The organism is Stenotrophomonas sp. 89682_Sma, from assembly GCF_056481405.1.
The window spans coordinates 111,391-127,436 of the sequence record NZ_CM151147.1 but is presented as its reverse complement, the minus strand read 5'-3'; the positions used below and the strand labels follow the sequence as shown (position 1 = coordinate 127,436).

General features: G+C 67.3%; 14 protein-coding genes. 3 read left to right on the top strand and 11 right to left on the bottom strand.

All coding sequences use genetic code 11. From position 1 onward, the window contains the following. Window positions 1-42: 42 nt before the first annotated feature. From ACZK29_RS00545 to glnA, 4 genes are all read right to left on the bottom strand, one after another. A complete protein-coding gene (locus ACZK29_RS00545; RefSeq protein WP_111203121.1) occupies window positions 43-1,767 on the bottom strand; it encodes a ShlB/FhaC/HecB family hemolysin secretion/activation protein in 1,725 nt (574 codons plus the stop codon). A gap of 304 nt (window positions 1,768-2,071) precedes the next feature. Then, entirely contained in the window at window positions 2,072-3,499 is a 1,428-nt protein-coding gene (locus tag ACZK29_RS00540) for an ammonium transporter (protein WP_111203122.1), read from the bottom strand. A 21-nt stretch (window positions 3,500-3,520) separates the two neighbouring features. Continuing rightward, a complete protein-coding gene (locus ACZK29_RS00535) occupies window positions 3,521-3,859 on the bottom strand; it encodes a P-II family nitrogen regulator (protein WP_004134334.1) in 339 nt (112 codons plus the stop codon). Window positions 3,860-4,206: 347 nt separating this feature from the next. Then, the gene (glnA, locus tag ACZK29_RS00530) at window positions 4,207-5,616 is read right to left on the bottom strand and encodes a type I glutamate--ammonia ligase (RefSeq protein WP_010487206.1); all 1,410 of its coding nucleotides are present in this window, start codon (window positions 5,614-5,616) and stop codon (window positions 4,207-4,209) included. A 223-nt stretch (window positions 5,617-5,839) separates the two neighbouring features. On the opposite strand from glnA, the gene ACZK29_RS00525 reads away from it, so the two are divergent. The 3 genes from ACZK29_RS00525 (at window position 5,840) to ACZK29_RS00515 (ending at window position 8,160) form a co-directional block, all read left to right on the top strand. Then, entirely contained in the window at window positions 5,840-6,634 is a 795-nt protein-coding gene (locus ACZK29_RS00525; RefSeq protein ID WP_478446527.1) for an undecaprenyl-diphosphate phosphatase, read from the top strand. Between the two features lie 73 nt (window positions 6,635-6,707). Further along, window positions 6,708-7,532 carry an META domain-containing protein gene (locus ACZK29_RS00520; RefSeq protein WP_459048261.1) on the top strand — a complete coding sequence of 275 codons (825 nt, stop codon included), beginning with the start codon at window positions 6,708-6,710 and terminating at the stop codon, window positions 7,530-7,532. A 166-nt stretch (window positions 7,533-7,698) separates the two neighbouring features. After that, a complete protein-coding gene (locus tag ACZK29_RS00515) occupies window positions 7,699-8,160 on the top strand; it encodes an META domain-containing protein (RefSeq protein WP_478446526.1) in 462 nt (153 codons plus the stop codon). Window positions 8,161-8,233: 73 nt separating this feature from the next. On the opposite strand, the gene ACZK29_RS00510 is transcribed toward ACZK29_RS00515, so the two are convergent. The 7 genes from ACZK29_RS00510 to ACZK29_RS00480 all read right to left on the bottom strand — a co-directional run bounded on the left by ACZK29_RS00510 (window position 8,234) and on the right by ACZK29_RS00480 (window position 16,045). Continuing rightward, window positions 8,234-8,845 carry a YbhB/YbcL family Raf kinase inhibitor-like protein gene (locus ACZK29_RS00510; RefSeq protein ID WP_164146510.1) on the bottom strand — a complete coding sequence of 204 codons (612 nt, stop codon included), beginning with the start codon at window positions 8,843-8,845 and terminating at the stop codon, window positions 8,234-8,236. 10 nt (window positions 8,846-8,855) lie between these two features. Continuing rightward, on the bottom strand, window positions 8,856-10,925 hold the full coding sequence (locus ACZK29_RS00505; protein ID WP_111203129.1) for a tetratricopeptide repeat protein: 2,070 nt from the start codon (window positions 10,923-10,925) through the stop codon (window positions 8,856-8,858). A 56-nt stretch (window positions 10,926-10,981) separates the two neighbouring features. Then, a complete protein-coding gene (locus tag ACZK29_RS00500) occupies window positions 10,982-11,971 on the bottom strand; it encodes a YheT family hydrolase (protein WP_181358184.1) in 990 nt (329 codons plus the stop codon). Between the two features lie 52 nt (window positions 11,972-12,023). Continuing rightward, window positions 12,024-12,815, bottom strand: a complete 792-nt coding sequence (locus ACZK29_RS00495) for a lysophospholipid acyltransferase family protein (protein ID WP_111203130.1) — start codon at window positions 12,813-12,815, stop codon at window positions 12,024-12,026. A gap of 119 nt (window positions 12,816-12,934) precedes the next feature. Continuing rightward, window positions 12,935-13,369, bottom strand: a complete 435-nt coding sequence (locus ACZK29_RS00490) for a hotdog fold thioesterase (RefSeq protein ID WP_111203132.1) — start codon at window positions 13,367-13,369, stop codon at window positions 12,935-12,937. A 10-nt stretch (window positions 13,370-13,379) separates the two neighbouring features. Further along, complete coding sequence (locus ACZK29_RS00485) at window positions 13,380-15,431, bottom strand: phospholipase D family protein (protein ID WP_111203134.1); 2,052 nt, start codon at window positions 15,429-15,431, stop codon at window positions 13,380-13,382. Next, the gene (locus ACZK29_RS00480; protein WP_099552524.1) at window positions 15,428-16,045 is read right to left on the bottom strand and encodes a YceI family protein; all 618 of its coding nucleotides are present in this window, start codon (window positions 16,043-16,045) and stop codon (window positions 15,428-15,430) included. The genes ACZK29_RS00485 and ACZK29_RS00480 overlap by 4 nt, the downstream gene beginning before the upstream one ends. Window position 16,046 lies beyond the last annotated feature (1 nt).

Here is a 16,046-nt window from a genome sequence, read left to right as displayed (position 1 = left end):
TTGGCCGCGCAGGGGACTGCGCAGGCCGGTCATGTGCAGGCGTCAGAACGAGACGCCCAGGTTCATTCCGAAGGTGGTGTAGGCGGTCTGGAAGCCGCGCGGCTTGGACAGCGGGCTGCCGACGAACGCATCCCAGTTGATGTGGCGGGTGCCACCGCGAAGCCCGAGGGCCGTACCAGTGAGCCGGTCGCCCAGCAATCGGGCCGAGGACGGGCCGGCGACACGCCCGTGATCAACGGCAACGTAGGCCTCCACGCCGCCGCCCAGGGGCACGCCAACTTCATTGCGCAGCAACCAGCCACGCTCACCGGTCAGCGACATTTCGCCATCAAAGCCACGCACGGTGTAGCGGCCACCAATGGAGAACCGGTCCTGCGGCACCAATGGCGAGCGGTTCCACTGCGCACGCCAGCTGCCGATGTAGCGCAGGCTCTGCTTGCCCCACTGCAGCGGCAGGACCAGCTGCGCGTCCGCGGTATAGATGCGGCCATGCGCCGTGCCTTCACCAAACGCCTCTTCCGGCGCACGCAACGCGTTGAAGGCACCGGTACCCTTGCGGTACGCCAGGTTCACATCCAGTGTCGCCTTGCCGATGAAGTGACGGTGGCCCAGGCCCAGCTCCCAGCCGGCCATGCGCCGGCGCTGCACTTCGATCTCGGTATCGTTGATGAAGTTGTCCGATTCGCGGTACCAGCCACGCGCGTACATGCTGGTCTTGGCATGCGCGTTGCGGAACAGCATGCGGGTCAGCCGCAGTTCCGCATTGCGGCTGGAGCCGCTGTAGACGTAGTTCTCGAACGCACCGGCAACGGTCTGCTCATAGTCGTACTTGCTGGCGTTGGCACCCAGCAGCCAACCGCCCAGCGGTACGCTGTAGTGCGCCGCCCAGCTGTCGGTGCCACGTTCGCTGCCGTTGAACACCGATCTGCCCACGTTGACGTAGAACAGATCGCTCAGTCCCGCAGGGTTGTCCACCGACACCGTGGCACCGGCCTGCATCTTGCCCGTGCTCTGGCTGCCGGCATCGTCCAGGGTCAGGTTGACGCGTACCGGACGCGCCTGCTTCCAGCTGATCACCAAGTCGCTTTCGCCGGGTTTGGCGGCCGCGCCATCGGCCGGTGGCGCGATCTGTATGTCCACCGAGGCGGTCGGCACGCGCTGCAGGTTCTCCAGCGCCTGCTCGATGTCACGCAGGTTCAGCACCTCGCCACGCGTCACCGGCATCGCATTCCAGAGGGCGGGGGTACGGCCTTCTCCGTCAGCGAAGCGGATGGCGTTGACGCGCCCTGGCACGACCGTGAGCGTCAGCACGCCGGCCTTCAGGTCCTGCGGTGCGGCAAGGATGCGGGTGGTGACGTAGCCGCGCTCGATGATCGCGTTCTGCACGCGCTTCATCACGATGTCCACGCCCGCCGTACCCAGGCAGCGCCCGGTGGCGGGGTTGCTGCGGGGATCGGCTGCCGCCAGCGCCCAGCGGAAGCGGTCGGCAAGCTCGCCCTGCAGCGCGATGGTGGTGATGGTGAAACAGGGCGACTCATCAACCGGCAGGCGGCCGAGGTCTTCGGTGGCTGGCTGCAGGCGCACATCCGGTGTGGATTCCTGCTGTTCACGCAGCACGCGCTCGCGCTCCTGCTGCCGGAGCAGTTCCTGCTCCGGTGACACCGTCTGTGCCCATGCCGGCGCCTGGAGGCCAGTGATGGCCAATGCCACGCCCACGGACAACCGCCACTGCAACACCCGGCTGCGTACTTTACGTCCCTGTTCCACGATGCTTTTCCCTGCTGATGACTGCCAGACCGACGAAGATGCGGCTGGAAGGGGCAGCACTGTAAGGGAATCACGTGGCAGGAAAAAGCGCCAGCGAACCACGCTGGCGCAAGCCTTCAAGGCAAAGTGTGATGTCCGACGGAGGGCATTCCGCCAGCGGGCAGAGCCCTGGATCTACACTGGAACCAGCAGAGCTCCGTCATTGCGTCGACTGATGCCGGTGGCACAAAGAAAACCTGTACCTGACGCCCGCCACTGCGTGCAGCGCAGCAGTGGCGGGACGCCCTTGAAACCGTGAAACCGGTCAGGCCTCGTAGGCCGATTCACCATGCGAGGTCACATCCAGACCGGTGCGTTCGGCTTCCTCGGTCACGCGCAGACCGACCACGCTGCGCACCACCAGCAGGATCAGCGTGGTCACCACCGCCGACCACACCACGGTGAGGCCGACGCTGACCACCTGCACCCAGACCTGATGGGCGATATCCAGATCCGCCTTGGTACCACCCAGCGACTGTGCACTGAACACACCGGTGAGAATCGCGCCGACGATGCCGCCGACACCATGCACACCAAACACGTCAGCGGTGTCGTCCACCTTCAGCAGGCGCTTGAGGCCGGTCACGCCCCAGACGCAGACCACGCCGGCCACGAAACCAATCACGATCGCGCCGAGCGGGCCGACCGTGCCGCAGGCCGGGGTGATGCCGACCAGACCGGCCACCGCACCCGAAGCAGCGCCCAGTGCCGACGGCTTGCCCTTGCTGATTGCTTCCACCAGCGTCCAGCCGAGCACGGCGGCGGCGGTGGCCAGCACGGTGTTGAGGAAGGCCAGCGAGGCCACGGTATCGGCCGCTGCCGCCGAGCCGGCATTGAAGCCGAACCAGCCCACCCACAGCAGCATCGCTCCGATGTAGGTGAACGGCACGTTGTGCGGCTTCAGCGCGGTCTGGCCATAGCCCAGGCGCTTGCCGACGAACCACGCCGCGACCAGGCCTGCGACGCCCGCATTGATGTGGACAACGGTGCCGCCAGCGAAATCGATCGCGCCCAGCTCACCCAGGTAGCCGCCACCCCAGACGATATGTGCCATCGGGATGTAGCTGAGGGTGAACCACAGCGCCGAGAACAGCAGCACGGCACGGAACTTGATGCGTTCGGCGAAGGCACCGACGATCAGCGCGGTGGTGATGCCGGCGAAGGTCGACTGGAAGGCGACGAACAGATAGTCCGGCAGTCCCTTGATCGGCGTGTTGCCCACCGACTCGGGGGTGAAGCCCTTGAGGAAGGCGAATTCGGTGAACGAGCCGAAGAACGGATTGCCCGCGCTGAACACCGCGCTGTAGCCGTAGGCCACCCACAGCAGCAGCACCAGCGAGAACACCACCAGGATCTGGCTGAGCACTGACAGCACGTTCTTTGAACGCACCAGGCCACCATAGAACAGGGCCAGGCCGGGCACCACCATCAGCAGCACCAGCAGGGTGGAGGTGAGCATCCAGGCCACGTCACCGTGGTCGAAGGCGGGGGCCGCAGCCTCGGCGCTGGCCGGTGCAGCCGCCACCGGTGCCTGCAGCGGTTCAACGGCCACGCTTTCGCTCGGCAGCGGCGACACCTGCGCCTGGGCGTGAGCATTGCCCGGCCAGGCACCCGCGGCCAGCGCACTCAGCAGCATCAACAGGCACACGATATGGAACCGGGCTTGCCACCCGGTGAGAAGGCGCATCTTCATGGGGGAGTCTCCGGAAAGGGGTTACAGCGCGTCGGCACCGATTTCGCCGGTGCGGATGCGGATGACCTGTTCGACGGCGGTGACGAAGATCTTGCCGTCACCGATCTTGCCGGTGCCTGCCGACGATTGGATCGCTTCGATCACCGCATCGGCACGTTCGTCGGTGACCACGGTTTCGATCTTGATCTTGGGCAGAAAATCGACGACGTACTCGGCGCCGCGATACAGCTCGGTGTGGCCCTTCTGGCGGCCGAAGCCTTTCACTTCGGTCACGGTGATGCCCGACACGCCTGCGTCGGACAGGGCCTCGCGGACCTCGTCGAGCTTGAACGGCCGGATGATGGCGGAGATCAGTTTCATGCGCATGTCCCGATGGTGGATGGGGCCAGCGCGCCAGCGCGCGTTGGCATCAGGCAACCAGCGGCCATCACTGTGATGGCCGTGGCTGTTGCACCGGACACGTACAGGGCCGGGACGGCCGTGCCTCTCTCCTTGCACGACCGACGCGGGAGGGAGGGCGGCCCTGGTCGCGTATCCGGTCTTTCTCTTGCCCCTGGATAAGCGGGCCAATGGCCCGCGTTCCATTGCAGCGGACTAACGGTCCGCTCTACAACGGCGGGCCTGCGCCCGCCTTGCGGCTCCCCAGCCGCGAAAACGGAAGCGATGGCGGCGGGTGGGAGGGGGAAGCCCACCGCCATCGCATCCGGTCAGCTGGCGTAGTACAGCTGGTATTCCAGCGGGTGGGTGGCCGCGCGGAACTTGGTCACTTCCTGCATCTTCAGCGCGATGTAGCCGTCGATGAAGTCATCGCTCATCACGCCACCGGCCTTCAGGAACTCGCGGTCCTTGTCCAGCGCTTCCAGCGCCTGGTCCAGCGAGGAGCAGACCTGCGGGATCAGCTTCTCTTCTTCCGGCGGCAGGTCGTACAGGTCCTTGTCGCTCGGTGCGCCCGGGTCGATCTGGTTCTTGATGCCGTCCAGGCCAGCCATCATCAGCGCGGTGAAGGTCAGGTAGCCGGACTGGATCGGGTCCGGGAAGCGCATTTCGATGCGGCGTGCCTTCGGGTTGGACACCCACGGAATGCGGCACGACGCCGAACGGTTGCGGGCCGAGTAGGCCAGCATCACCGGCGCTTCGAAGCCCGGCACCAGGCGCTTGTAGCTGTTGGTGCCCGAGTTGGCGAAGGCATTGATGGCCTTGGCGTGCTTGAAGATGCCGCCGATGTACCACAGCGCCAACTGGCTCAGGCCGCCGTAGCCGTCACCGGAGAACAGGTTGGTGCCACCCTTGGACAGCGACTGGTGCACGTGCATGCCGCTGCCGTTGTCGCCGACGATCGGCTTGGGCATGAAGGTGACGGTCTTGCCGTTGCGGTGCGCGACGTTCTTGATGACGTACTTCATGCGCAGCAGTTCGTCGGCCTTCTGCACCAGGGTGCTGAACTTGGTGCCGATCTCGCACTGGCCGGCGGTGGCCACTTCGTGGTGCTGCACTTCCACTTCGATGCCGACCTGTTCCAGGGTCTTGCACATCTCGGCGCGCAGGTCGTGCAGGGTGTCGGTCGGCGGAACCGGGAAGTAACCGCCCTTCACGCCCGGACGGTAGCCGCTGTTGGCGCCGTCGTACTTGGCGCCGCTGTTCCAGGCGGCTTCTTCGGAATCGACCTTGAAGAAGGTGTTGCCCATTTCATTGGCAAAACGGACCGAGTCGAAGATGAAGAATTCCGGCTCCGGGCCGAAGAATGCGGTTTCGGCGATGCCGGAGGACTTGAGGTAGGCCTCGGCGCGCTTGGCGATGCCGCGCGGGCAACGGCCATACGGCTGCATGGTGGCCGGGTCCAGGATGTCGCAGCTGATCACGATGGTCGGATCGGCGTAGAACGGGTCGACGTAGGCGCTGGCGGTATCCGGCAGCAGCACCATGTCCGACTCGTTGATGCCCTTCCAGCCGGCGATCGAGCTGCCGTCGAACATCTTGCCTTCTTCGAACAGCGACGGCTCGATGATGCTGACCGGGAAGGTCACGTGCTGCTCGACACCACGCATGTCGACAAAGCGCAGATCGACGAACTCGATCTGGTTGTCCTTGATCAGCTTCTCAACGTTTTCCACGGACATCGGTACGACCTCGGATGGGGATGAATGCCTGCTGAGGTACAGCAATGACCGTGCCAACTTTTCAGATGCCGCAAGTCATTGATTTCAAAAAGACCGCCCCGTGCGGGTGCAGAGCAGGGCGCACCAAATGGGTGCACTGCTCACCAGACGCACCCGTTTGGTGCAGCAGGGATCGTCTATTCTCTCGACCTTCTTCCTTCCGCCGCGCGTGCACGCACCGTCCATGTCCGACCTGCTCTCCGCCCTGCTGCTGGGCATCCTCGAAGGCTTGACCGAATTCCTGCCGATCTCCAGCACCGGCCATCTGCTCATCGCCCAGCACTGGCTGGGGGCCCGCTCGGACTTCTTCAACATCGTCATCCAGGCCGGCGCGATCGTGGCCGTGGTGCTGGTGTTCCGCCAGCGCCTGCTGCAGCTGGCCACCGGTTTCAACCAACGCGAGAACCGTGAGTACGTGTTCAAGCTGGGCGCCGCCTTCCTGGTCACCGCAGTGGTCGGTCTGGTGGTGCGCAAGGCCGGCTGGTCACTGCCGGAGACGGTCAGCCCGGTGGCCTGGGCACTGATCATCGGTGGCGTCTGGATGCTGCTGGTGGAGGCCTACACCGCGCGCCTGCCCGACCGCGACCAAGTGACCTGGACGGTGGCGATCGGTGTGGGCTTGGCACAGGTGGTGGCCGGTGTGTTCCCCGGCACCTCGCGCTCGGCCTCGGCCATCTTCCTGGCCATGCTGCTGGGCCTGAGCCGCCGCGCCGCCGCCGCAGAGTTCGTGTTCCTGGTCGGCATTCCGACCATGTTCGCCGCCAGCGCCTACACCTTCCTGGAGATGGCCAGGGCCGGGCAGCTGGACAGCGAGAACTGGACCGAGGTGGGCGTGGCCTTCCTTGCCGCGGCCGTCACCGGCTTCGTCGTAGTGAAGTGGCTGATGGGCTACATCAAGTCGCACAGGTTCACCGCCTTCGCCATTTACCGCATCGCGCTGGGCGCAGCGCTGCTGCTGTGGTTGCCGTCCGGCAGCTGAACAGCACCGGGGCACGGTAACCCCGTTGCCGGCCCCACCCCGTTTCCCCCACGGTTCCCCAAGGAGAATCACCATGAACCGCAAGCTCACCCTGCTCCTCCCGCTGGCCCTGATGGCCGCCTGCAGCCAGACCCCGGCCCCGGCCGGCAACGGCGGCGACGACGTGGCCCCGGCCGCGGCCAAGGCAGCAGACCAGCAGACGCTGGCGCACCTGGATGCGCAGCGCCTGCAGAGCCAGCACTGGCTGCTGCAGCAGGCCACCGGTGCCGACGGCAAGCGCATCGACGCGCTGTTCGCCCGTGAAGACAAGCCGGTCACCCTGGACTTCGCCGACGGCCGCCTGTCGGTCAGCAACGCCTGCAACCACATGGGCGGCAGCTACACCCTGGCCGACGGCAAGCTGACCGTGGGCGCGATGGCTTCCACCATGATGGCCTGCACTGACAAGGCGCTGATGGCGCTGGACGAGGCCGTGTCGAGCCGCCTGCAGGGCGAGCTGAAGGCCACGCAGGATGCCGACGGCAAGCTGACCCTGACCACTGCCAAGGGCGACGTGCTGGTGTTCAACCCGGAACCGACTGCTGAAACCCGCTATGGCGGCGCCGGCGAAACCGTGTTCCTGGAAGTGGCTGCGAAGACCGCGAAGTGCTCGCACCCGCTGATCCCGGACTACCAGTGCCTGCAGGTGCGCGAAGTGAAGTTCGACGACAAGGGCCTGAAGCAGGGTGAGCCGGGCAAGTTCGAGAACTTCTACGGCAACATCGAGGGCTACACCCACGAAGACGGCGTGCGCAACGTGGTGCGCGTCAAGCGCTACGAGGTGAAGAACCCGCCAGCCGATGCGCCGTCGCAGGCGTACGTGCTGGACATGGTGGTCGAGTCGGCCATCGAGAAGTGATGTAGAGCCGACTGTTAGTCGGCTGCATCTTGAAGGGCGGCCGAAAGGCCGCCCTTCTTCATGGTCGGTAGAGCCGGCCGCTGGCCGGCTGCCCTGCGGAGCACTGCCAACACGCGGATATTGCCGGCCAGCGGCCGGCGCTACCCAGATGCATCGGGAGATCGGCATGAAGCACGTCCCCATCCTCTTGGCCGCTGCACTGCTGGCCATGTGCGCGGATGCCTCCGCTGCCAGCACGCCCACCACCGCCCAGCTCGAAGCCCACACATGGCAGCTCACCCGCGCCACAGATGCAAAGGGCAGGCGCATCGACGCGTTGTTCGTCCGCGGTCGCGCGCCCTATACGCTGCGCTTCGGGCACGGTTACATGAGCGAGTTGAACCTGTGCAACAACGTCAGCAGCCAGTACCGGCTGCAGGACAACCAGCTGATCCTGGAGAACGGCATCCAGACAGTGGCCGGATGCATGCGTGGCGACATCGTCGTGCAGCAGGAACGTGCTGGAGCGCTGATGAGCAGCCGGAGACCGGCACCGACGCTTGAGCTGGATGAGCGCGTTGCGCTGGTACTGCGCAACGCGCAGGGCGACACCGCAGTGTTCGAACCGGCACCGTTGCCAGTGAAATGATCAAGGAAACCGTCGAGCATGGCCCGACGCTACAGGCGGAGCCGGCCACTGGCCGGCTCTACCCGTGTGCAGCTCAACCCAACGCCGGATTCAACGTGTAGGTGCCATGCAATGCCGCTTCGGCCAGCACGTGGCCGTGCATGGCGCGATAGGCGTCGGCGGCGGTGAAACGTGCCGGCAGCTGCAGCGACGCCACGTCCAGCGCGAATACGCGGAAGAAGTAGCGGTGCACGCGCTCGTCGTTGAACGGCGGGTACGGGCCGTCGTAGCCCAGGTAGTCACCGGCCATGTCCGGGTTGCCCGCGAACCAGCCGGTGAAGTCGTTCAGGCCCTGTCGGCTGCCGGCCGGGCCGGCGGGTGCGGGCTTGCCCTTCACCTCGAAGCCGTCGCTGCAGCTGCCAGCGGCGATCTCCTGCACCGTGGCCGGGATATCGGCCATCACCCAGTGCACGAAGTCGCAGCGCGGCTGGTCGCGCGGCACCGTCATGTCATTGCGCCCGACCGTCTCCGGCACGGTCGGCACGTCCGGGTCCACGCATACCAGCAGGAACGAACGGGTGCCGGCCGGCGCCCCGGTCCAGGCCAGGTGTGGGTTGCGGTCGGGGGCGAAACCGTTGGCGTCGCCTGCGGCGAACTCACGATCGATCGGTGCGCCGTTGGTCAGGCTGTGGCTGGTCAACTGCATCGGACTCTCCTCACTCTTCCGGGTAACCCAGGCGCACCGCAACCGGGGTGAGCTGGGCGAAGGCGGCGCTCATCACGTCGCGGTAGTTGCGCCAGTGGCCGGCCGGCAGGCGCGGGGCGCCCAGCTGTGCCGCCGGCGGCATCGGCCGCTCGAACAGGCGACCCAGCAGTTCGGCCATCGCCTGCGGATCGTTGCCGATCTGGTCGATGCGCAGCAGCACGTGCGGGTACAGGTCGTCCTCATGCAGCGTGGCGATCTGGTTCAGCGCGCGGGTCAGCCATTCACTGGCTTCGGCCAACGACGTCATCGCCAGCGGCGCGGCGGCACCATAGGCCACCCAGTCCAGCAGCATGTCGCGCGGGTCGCGCAGCACCAGCACCAGGCGGCCCTGCGGCAGCTGCGGGCGCAGCGCCCACAGCAGCGCGTTGTCCCACCACAGCAGCCAGTCGATCACGGTGTCGCTCTGCAGGCCACGTGCCGGCAGCTGTTCACGCCAGCGCTGCACCAGCCGCTCCGGCGTCAGCACGCCCGAGGCCAGGTCCTGCAGCGTGTTGTAGTTCTGGAACGCATCATCGGGCGGCGTGTTGGTGTAGCGGTCGCTGCGCAGCACCGGGCTGGCAGCGGCCAGGCCGGTTGCCACGCGCTCAACGCCCGAACCCGGTGCGCCCCAGAGGAAGATCGGCGCGGAGCTGGCATCGCCGTCGATGGTGCCCTTGTCCGGCCAGCTCGGCGGGGACTTGGCCTGTGGCGGCAGTGGCAAGCGGTGCGGCGCCTGGTCGGCCTGCAGCGACAGCCACGTGCGCAGCGCGTCCTGCGGCTGCCCGGCGCGGTCCTGGATCTCGCCCATCCACGTCCGCAGGTCGGCGCGATGCTCTTCCGGCGCCAGCTCGATCAGCGCCTGCACGCGGGCCACGGCGGCGGCCGGATCGCGCTGCAGCAGGCCTTCGACCAGGCGGGTCTCGCCACTGACGCGGCCCGGTTCCAGGCTGACGATGCGTTCGGCGATTGCTTCGGCCTGAGCGTGTTCGCCGACCATGTCATGCAGGCGCAGGCGCGCCTCCAGGGCCGGCAGGTGCGCGGGCATGGCCGCCATCCAGCGCTCGACCGCGGTCACGGCGCTTTCGCTGCCCACCTGCTCGATGGCCAGTCGCGCCAGCCACACGTCGTGCAGCTGGTCGTTGCTGTCCAGCACCGCATCCAGGCGTGCGCGCGCTTCGTCCTCGCGGCCCAGGCGCTGCCAGGACATCAGCAGCAGCTGCAGCACCTGGCGGTCTTCCGGCTGCGTCTCCAGCAGCGGCAGCAGGTAGTCCAGGGCCTGCAGCGGCTGGCCATTGCGCAGCGACAGCTCACCCGCCAGGCGGCGCATCGACGGTACGTCCATCTCCGGCTGCTGCAGGGCCACCTGCATGGCCTCGGCGGCGGCCGGCACGTTGCCCTGGCGCAGTGCCAGCTGCACCACCAGGCCATGCAGCGAGGACAGCGACGGATTGAGTTCCAGCACACGGCGGAACGACTGCTCGGCGAACGCCAGCATGTCCTTGCCCAGGTAGGCAAAGCCCAGCGCGTACAGCACGCGGGTATCGTCCGGCAGCGCCTTGCTGGCAGCCGACAGCAGCGCCAGTGCACGGTCGGCGTCACCGCGGCGCAGTGCAACCATGCCGTCGATGGTCAGCAGCTCCGGATGGTCCGGCTCCACGCGCGCGGCCAGGGTCGAGATGCGCTGCGCTTCGTCGAAGTCATTGCGGCCGATCGCCAGGTGCGCCTGCATCAGATAGGCGGAGAACGAGTTCGGATCGAGGCCGGTGGTGCGCACCAGTGCTTCGTCGGCACCCTCGAACTGGCGCAGTGCCAGCAGCAGGCCGGCATGCTGCAGGTGCAGCTGGGCGTCGTCCGGGGCCAGCCGCAGCGCCTTCTGCAGGGCCTCCATCGCCTCCTCGGCGTTGCCCTGCTGCTGCAGCGCAAGCGCCAGCCAGCGGTGAGCGTTGGCCTGGCCGGGTTCGTCATGGGTCCACGCCTGGGCCAGCTGCACGGCCTGGTCGGCCTGGTTCTGGCGCAACGCTTGGATGATCTGGTCTTGCATGGCAGTCCGGTTCAAGTGCAAACCCGCATTGTAGCGGGCTGCGCGCTGCCTCCGGTTCAGGCCCGCAGGACCCGCTGCAGGCGCTGCGCAACCCAGCGCTCGGAGAAGCCGTCGCCACGCCAGTTCTCGATGAAACCGCAGTGGCCACCCCAACAGGCGGTTTCCAGGTGCGCCTGGCGCGGCAGCTGCCAGTTGTTGAAGGTGGCATACGGGATCACCGGGTCATCCTGCGCCATCAGGATGTCGGCCGGCACCTGCAGGGTGGACAGGCGGTCGCCGGCAATCGAGTAGCCGTCGAAATAGGCCTGCAGCGAACCGAAGCTGGTGTGGCGCTCGACCAGCCAGGCGGTCAGCGCACGGATGTCCAGCTTCAGCACGCGGTCGTCGCAGTCGCTCAGCTCGGGGAACAGATCGCGCTTGCGGCGCAGCGAACCTGCCCACTTGCGGCGGAAGTACCAGTCGTACATCGCCGGGCCGTTCTCGATGCTTTCCATGGTCAGCGCCGGGTCCAGCACCGGGCACACCGAGGCCACGCGCTGCAGCGGCACGCCGGCGGCCGGCGCGCGCAGGGCCAGGCGCAGCACGAAGTTGCCGCCCAGCGAGTAGCCGGCGGCCACCAGCGGCAGCTGCGGCCAGCGCCGGGCTATGTCGCCCGCGGCATGCACCACTTCGTCGATCAGGTTGGAGTGGAAGATGCCGGGGTTGAGGTGATGGGTGTTGCCGTGGTCGCGGAAGTTCAGCCGCACCACGTCGAAGCCCTGCTCCAGCATGCGCGCGGCCGCCATGCGCATGTAGCTGGACTCGGCACTGCCTTCCCAGCCATGCAGCAGCAGGGCCATGCCCTGCGGCTCGCGGCCTTCGACATGGCTGTGCCAGCCCTGCAGGCGAACGCCATCGCCGCCATCCAGGATCAGCTCCTCGCTGACCGCACCGGTAGCGGCCAGCAGCAGCAGGCCACGCTGCAGGCGCATGCGGCTGGAGCTGAGCATCGACTGCAGGTGGGGATTGCGCAGCCAGCGCGGTGGCTGGTAGTCAGCCGCATGCAGCGTCGGCGTGCCGGCGTCCAGGACAGGTGGCGGGATCAGGGCCACCGCAGCCTCACCCGGCGCTCATGGCCGCCACGATGCGCGCCCGCGAGGTTTCCGCGATGCGCCGACGGCCTTCCAGGTCCTGTGCACCGATCGGTGCCAGGAAGTGCACTTCCGCACGCCGCGCCGGCTCGCCGAGCAGGCGCAGGAAATTGGCGAAGAAGCTTTCGTTCGGGCCGAACGCGACGATGGTCTGCGCGTCGCCCTTCACCCCGTACACCAGTGCCACCGGTTGCACCGGCACGCCGGTCTCGACCGCGGCCTGGAAGATGCGGGCGTGGAACGGGCCCACTTCGTGACCGCCGCGGGTCCGCCCTTCCGGGAACACGCCCACGGCCTTGCCTTCGCGCAGGCGGTCGGCCATCACCTGCATCACGCCGCCGAGCGATTCGGTGTTGCCCCGCTGGTGGAAGATGGTCTGGCCTCGCGCGGCGAGCCAACCCACCAGCGGCCAGCTGGCGATCTCGCGCTTGGCGACGAAGCCCATCATGCGCTGGCTGTGCAGGATGCAGATGTCGACCCAGCTGACGTGGTTGGCGACGAACAGCACGGCGCCGGGCAACGGCCTGCCGATCTGCACCAGGCGGAAGCCGAAGATCCACATCAGCCCACCCTGCCACCAGTTGACCACCTTGGCGCCGAAGGTCGCCTCGCCCACGCGCAGCTCGCCCCACGGCGGAAGCATGCCGATCAGGATGAGCGGCAGGAACACGATGATGTGGACCAACAGCAGCGGTACGCGGTACAGGTAACGGCACACACGCGCCACGCCGCCACGGGGGGCCGGAGTGGGGGAAGTCATCCGCGCACGATACCGGAGGGCCGTCATCGCTGCCAGCCGATTTAGGCCATAACAGCCATCGACCGGGGCAATCGGCGGGGAACGCTGGGTTCCGCCGCCGTCAACGAGCCCCGGGAGGCTCAGCCGTGACCGGCAGCCACCACCGCCAGGGTCAGCCGCGAGACGCATACCAGGCGGCCCTGCTCGTCCTCGATGCGGATCTCCCACAGCTGGGTGCTGCGGCCGACGTGCAGCGCGCGGGCGGTGCCGGTGACCGTGCCCGAGCGCACGGCGCGCACGTGGTTGGCGTTGATCTCCAGGCCCACGCAGACCTGCTTGCCAGTATCCACGCACAGGTTGCCGGCGCTGCTGCCCAGGGTCTCGGCCAGCACCACCGAGGCACCGCCGTGCAGGATGCCGTAGGGCTGGCGGGTGCGCTCATCCACCGGCATGGTGGCCTGCAGCCAGTCCTCGCCGGCGGCGCTGAAGACGATGCCCAGGGATTCAATCGCCGTGTTGCGGCTGAGCGCGTTGAGCTGCTCGATGGAAACGGCTTCGCGGAAGACCTGGGCCATGCGGGTACCTTCAGAGGATGGGAACGAGACCGGCGCCGAATGCGGTCAGCATGCGCACCAGCAGCCACTTCGGGCCGACATTGACTTCGGGGAAGTCGCCGACGGCGACGTAGCAGCGATGGAAATCAGGATCCTGCCGCGGCAGCGGCTGCGGGCACTCGGGGCCGGGCTGGAACTCGTAGTCGGTGGCATAGCGCCACGGCCAGAAATCGAGAATGGGCAGCGCTTCGGAAGCCTTGCCGACGCTGTAGTTCAGCCCCGACAGCACCGGTGGCTTGGCCCGCGGCGCCACCGTCCAGGAGTTCTGCGGGTGGGTGTCACGCAGGATGCTCTGCGCCAGCTCCTCGGCAAAAACCGGGTCGTCGATGATCACCGCGCCTTCGGTGTTGTAGTTCTCGCTGCGCGGATCGAAGTTGTGGGTGCCGACCACGCCGATGCGGCGGTCGACCACCAGCGACTTGGCATGCAGGCCCATGCGCGCGCCCTTGCGGGTGACCGGCAACGGCTTGTTGACCGCTTTGCTGCCCAGGAACGACGGCCGCGTCTCGGTGCGCAGCAGGCGCGTTTCCACCTCGCTGCCGGCGGCGCGACGGCGCGCGCGTGCGTTGTCGTAGGCACCATCGCTGTGGCGATGGTTCAACGGGCCCTGCTTGCTGCCTGCACCCGAACCACTACTGCTGCCACTGCGTGCGTTGCTGCCGGCGGCACTGCCACCGATCAGCGGGTTGCGGTCGCCCTCGTCTTCACCCCCGGGCGCGGCAATCGGGTCCGGCAGCAGGTTGCGGTAATCGACCGGCGCATCCAGCGGGAACGGCTTGTATTCGAAGATGTTGAAGCCCAGTTCGCGCATGTTGCGCCGCTTGTACTTGTACGACAGCGCATACACGATCGGGTTGTCGGTCGCCGCCAGGCTGTTGCTGGACACCACCACGCGTGGTGGCTGCGGGCGCTTGCGCAATTCACGGAACAGCTTCTGCGCCGGCTTGGACAGCACCAGGTACGGCGTCTGCAGGATCACTTCCTTCTGCGCACTGGCGATCAGCGCATCCAGCTGTGGCTCGGTCACATGCTGGCCGGCCAGCGGTGCATCGGCCTTCTCGCGGCGATGCTTGCGTGGCAGGTCGGCCACGTAGCGCACCGAAGCCACCGGTAGCGCGGTATCGACGAAGGAACGGGTGACGAACTCGGTGTCGTTGGCTTCGGCACTGACCCGCTGTACCCGTTCCGGGCGGCGGAAGCTGGCCGGCGGCAGCGTTGGCACACCCTCGCGCAGCAACGTGCGGCCCACGTCGTTGAGGCGCTCGGCCGGCACGCTGCGGTGTGCGCGCCAGAATGCGTCGAAGTTGGCCGCCATCGCACGTGCTTCCGGGCCGGCGATCAGTACATCGCGGTCGCGGAAGTTGTACTCGCGGTCCCAGTCGTAATAGTCGTCCTGGTAGTTGCGGCCACCGACCACGCCGATCGCATCGTCGATCACCAGCAGCTTGTTGTGCATGCGCTGGTTGAACCGGCGGAAGCAGCACAGCACGCTGCCGGCATAGTCGAAGTAGTTCAGCCGGGCCTTGCCGAAGGTCGGGTTGTAGACCCGCAGCTGGAAGTTCTGGTGCGCACCGGACAGGGCGCCGAGGATCTGCAGGTCGGAGATCGCCGAGAGCTGGTCGATCAGCAGCCGCACCTTCACCCCGCGCCGCGAGGCGGCCAGCAGTTCGTCGATGACCAGGCGGGCGCTGTCATCCTTGTCGAAGATGTAGGTCTGCAGGTCGATGCTGCGGGTGGCGCTGCGCAGCAGGTTCAGGCGTGCCACCAGGGCGCCCTCGCCCTCATCGAGCAGGGTGGCGTAGTGGCGCGGTCGTTCCGGGGTGGATTCGGTGAACGCCCGGCCGGCCAGCGCCCGCAGCGGTGAGTCCTGTGCACAGCGGTCGGCACGCTGGCAGTCGACCACGGTCGAACGTGCCTGCACGGCGATTGCCTCGGCGCGGTCGCGCTCGGCATTCGACAGCGATGCACAACCGCTGCCCAGCAACACGGTTGCCAGCGCCAGTACACGCAGCAGGAGGTTCACGGTTTCGGCGCCTCGCTCAGGCGCGCACGCAATACGAAAGTCACTCGGTCACTCAAGGCAAGCTGCCAGCTGTCCATGCCGTACCGGCCTCGCTGCACGGTACCGCGGCTGACGACGTCGCAATCATAGCCGGGTCGGGCACACTCCGCCTTCTCGACCTTCAGTGTCTCGGGGTGGCTGATCCCGCGCAGGGTCAGCCGGCCGTTGATGTCGCCACCGCTCTCCACGGTTTCCGGCCAGTACGGCAGCGAGTCGAACTCGACCACCGGATGGCGGCCGGCATCGAAGAACTCCTCGCCGCGCATCCAGCCGGTGTAGCGTGATTTGCCCGGAATCTCGACCGAGCGCGTGAACATCTTCAGGTGCACCTGGTGGCGGCCGTCGGAGAGGATCTCGATGCGCCCTTCGAAGTGCGGGAACAGGCCTTCGATACGCTGCCCGAAGCGGGTGCGCACCTCGAAGCCGATCTGCGAACGCTGGGTATCCAGGCGCATCACCCGGTGCGCCTCGGCGACCACCGGTGGCAGGGTGGTTGGCGTGGGCACGGCGGCCCAGGCCGGGCCAAGTGCCAGCAGCGCGGGCAGCAGATAGCGGCTGCGCCGCGCCAGGCTCATC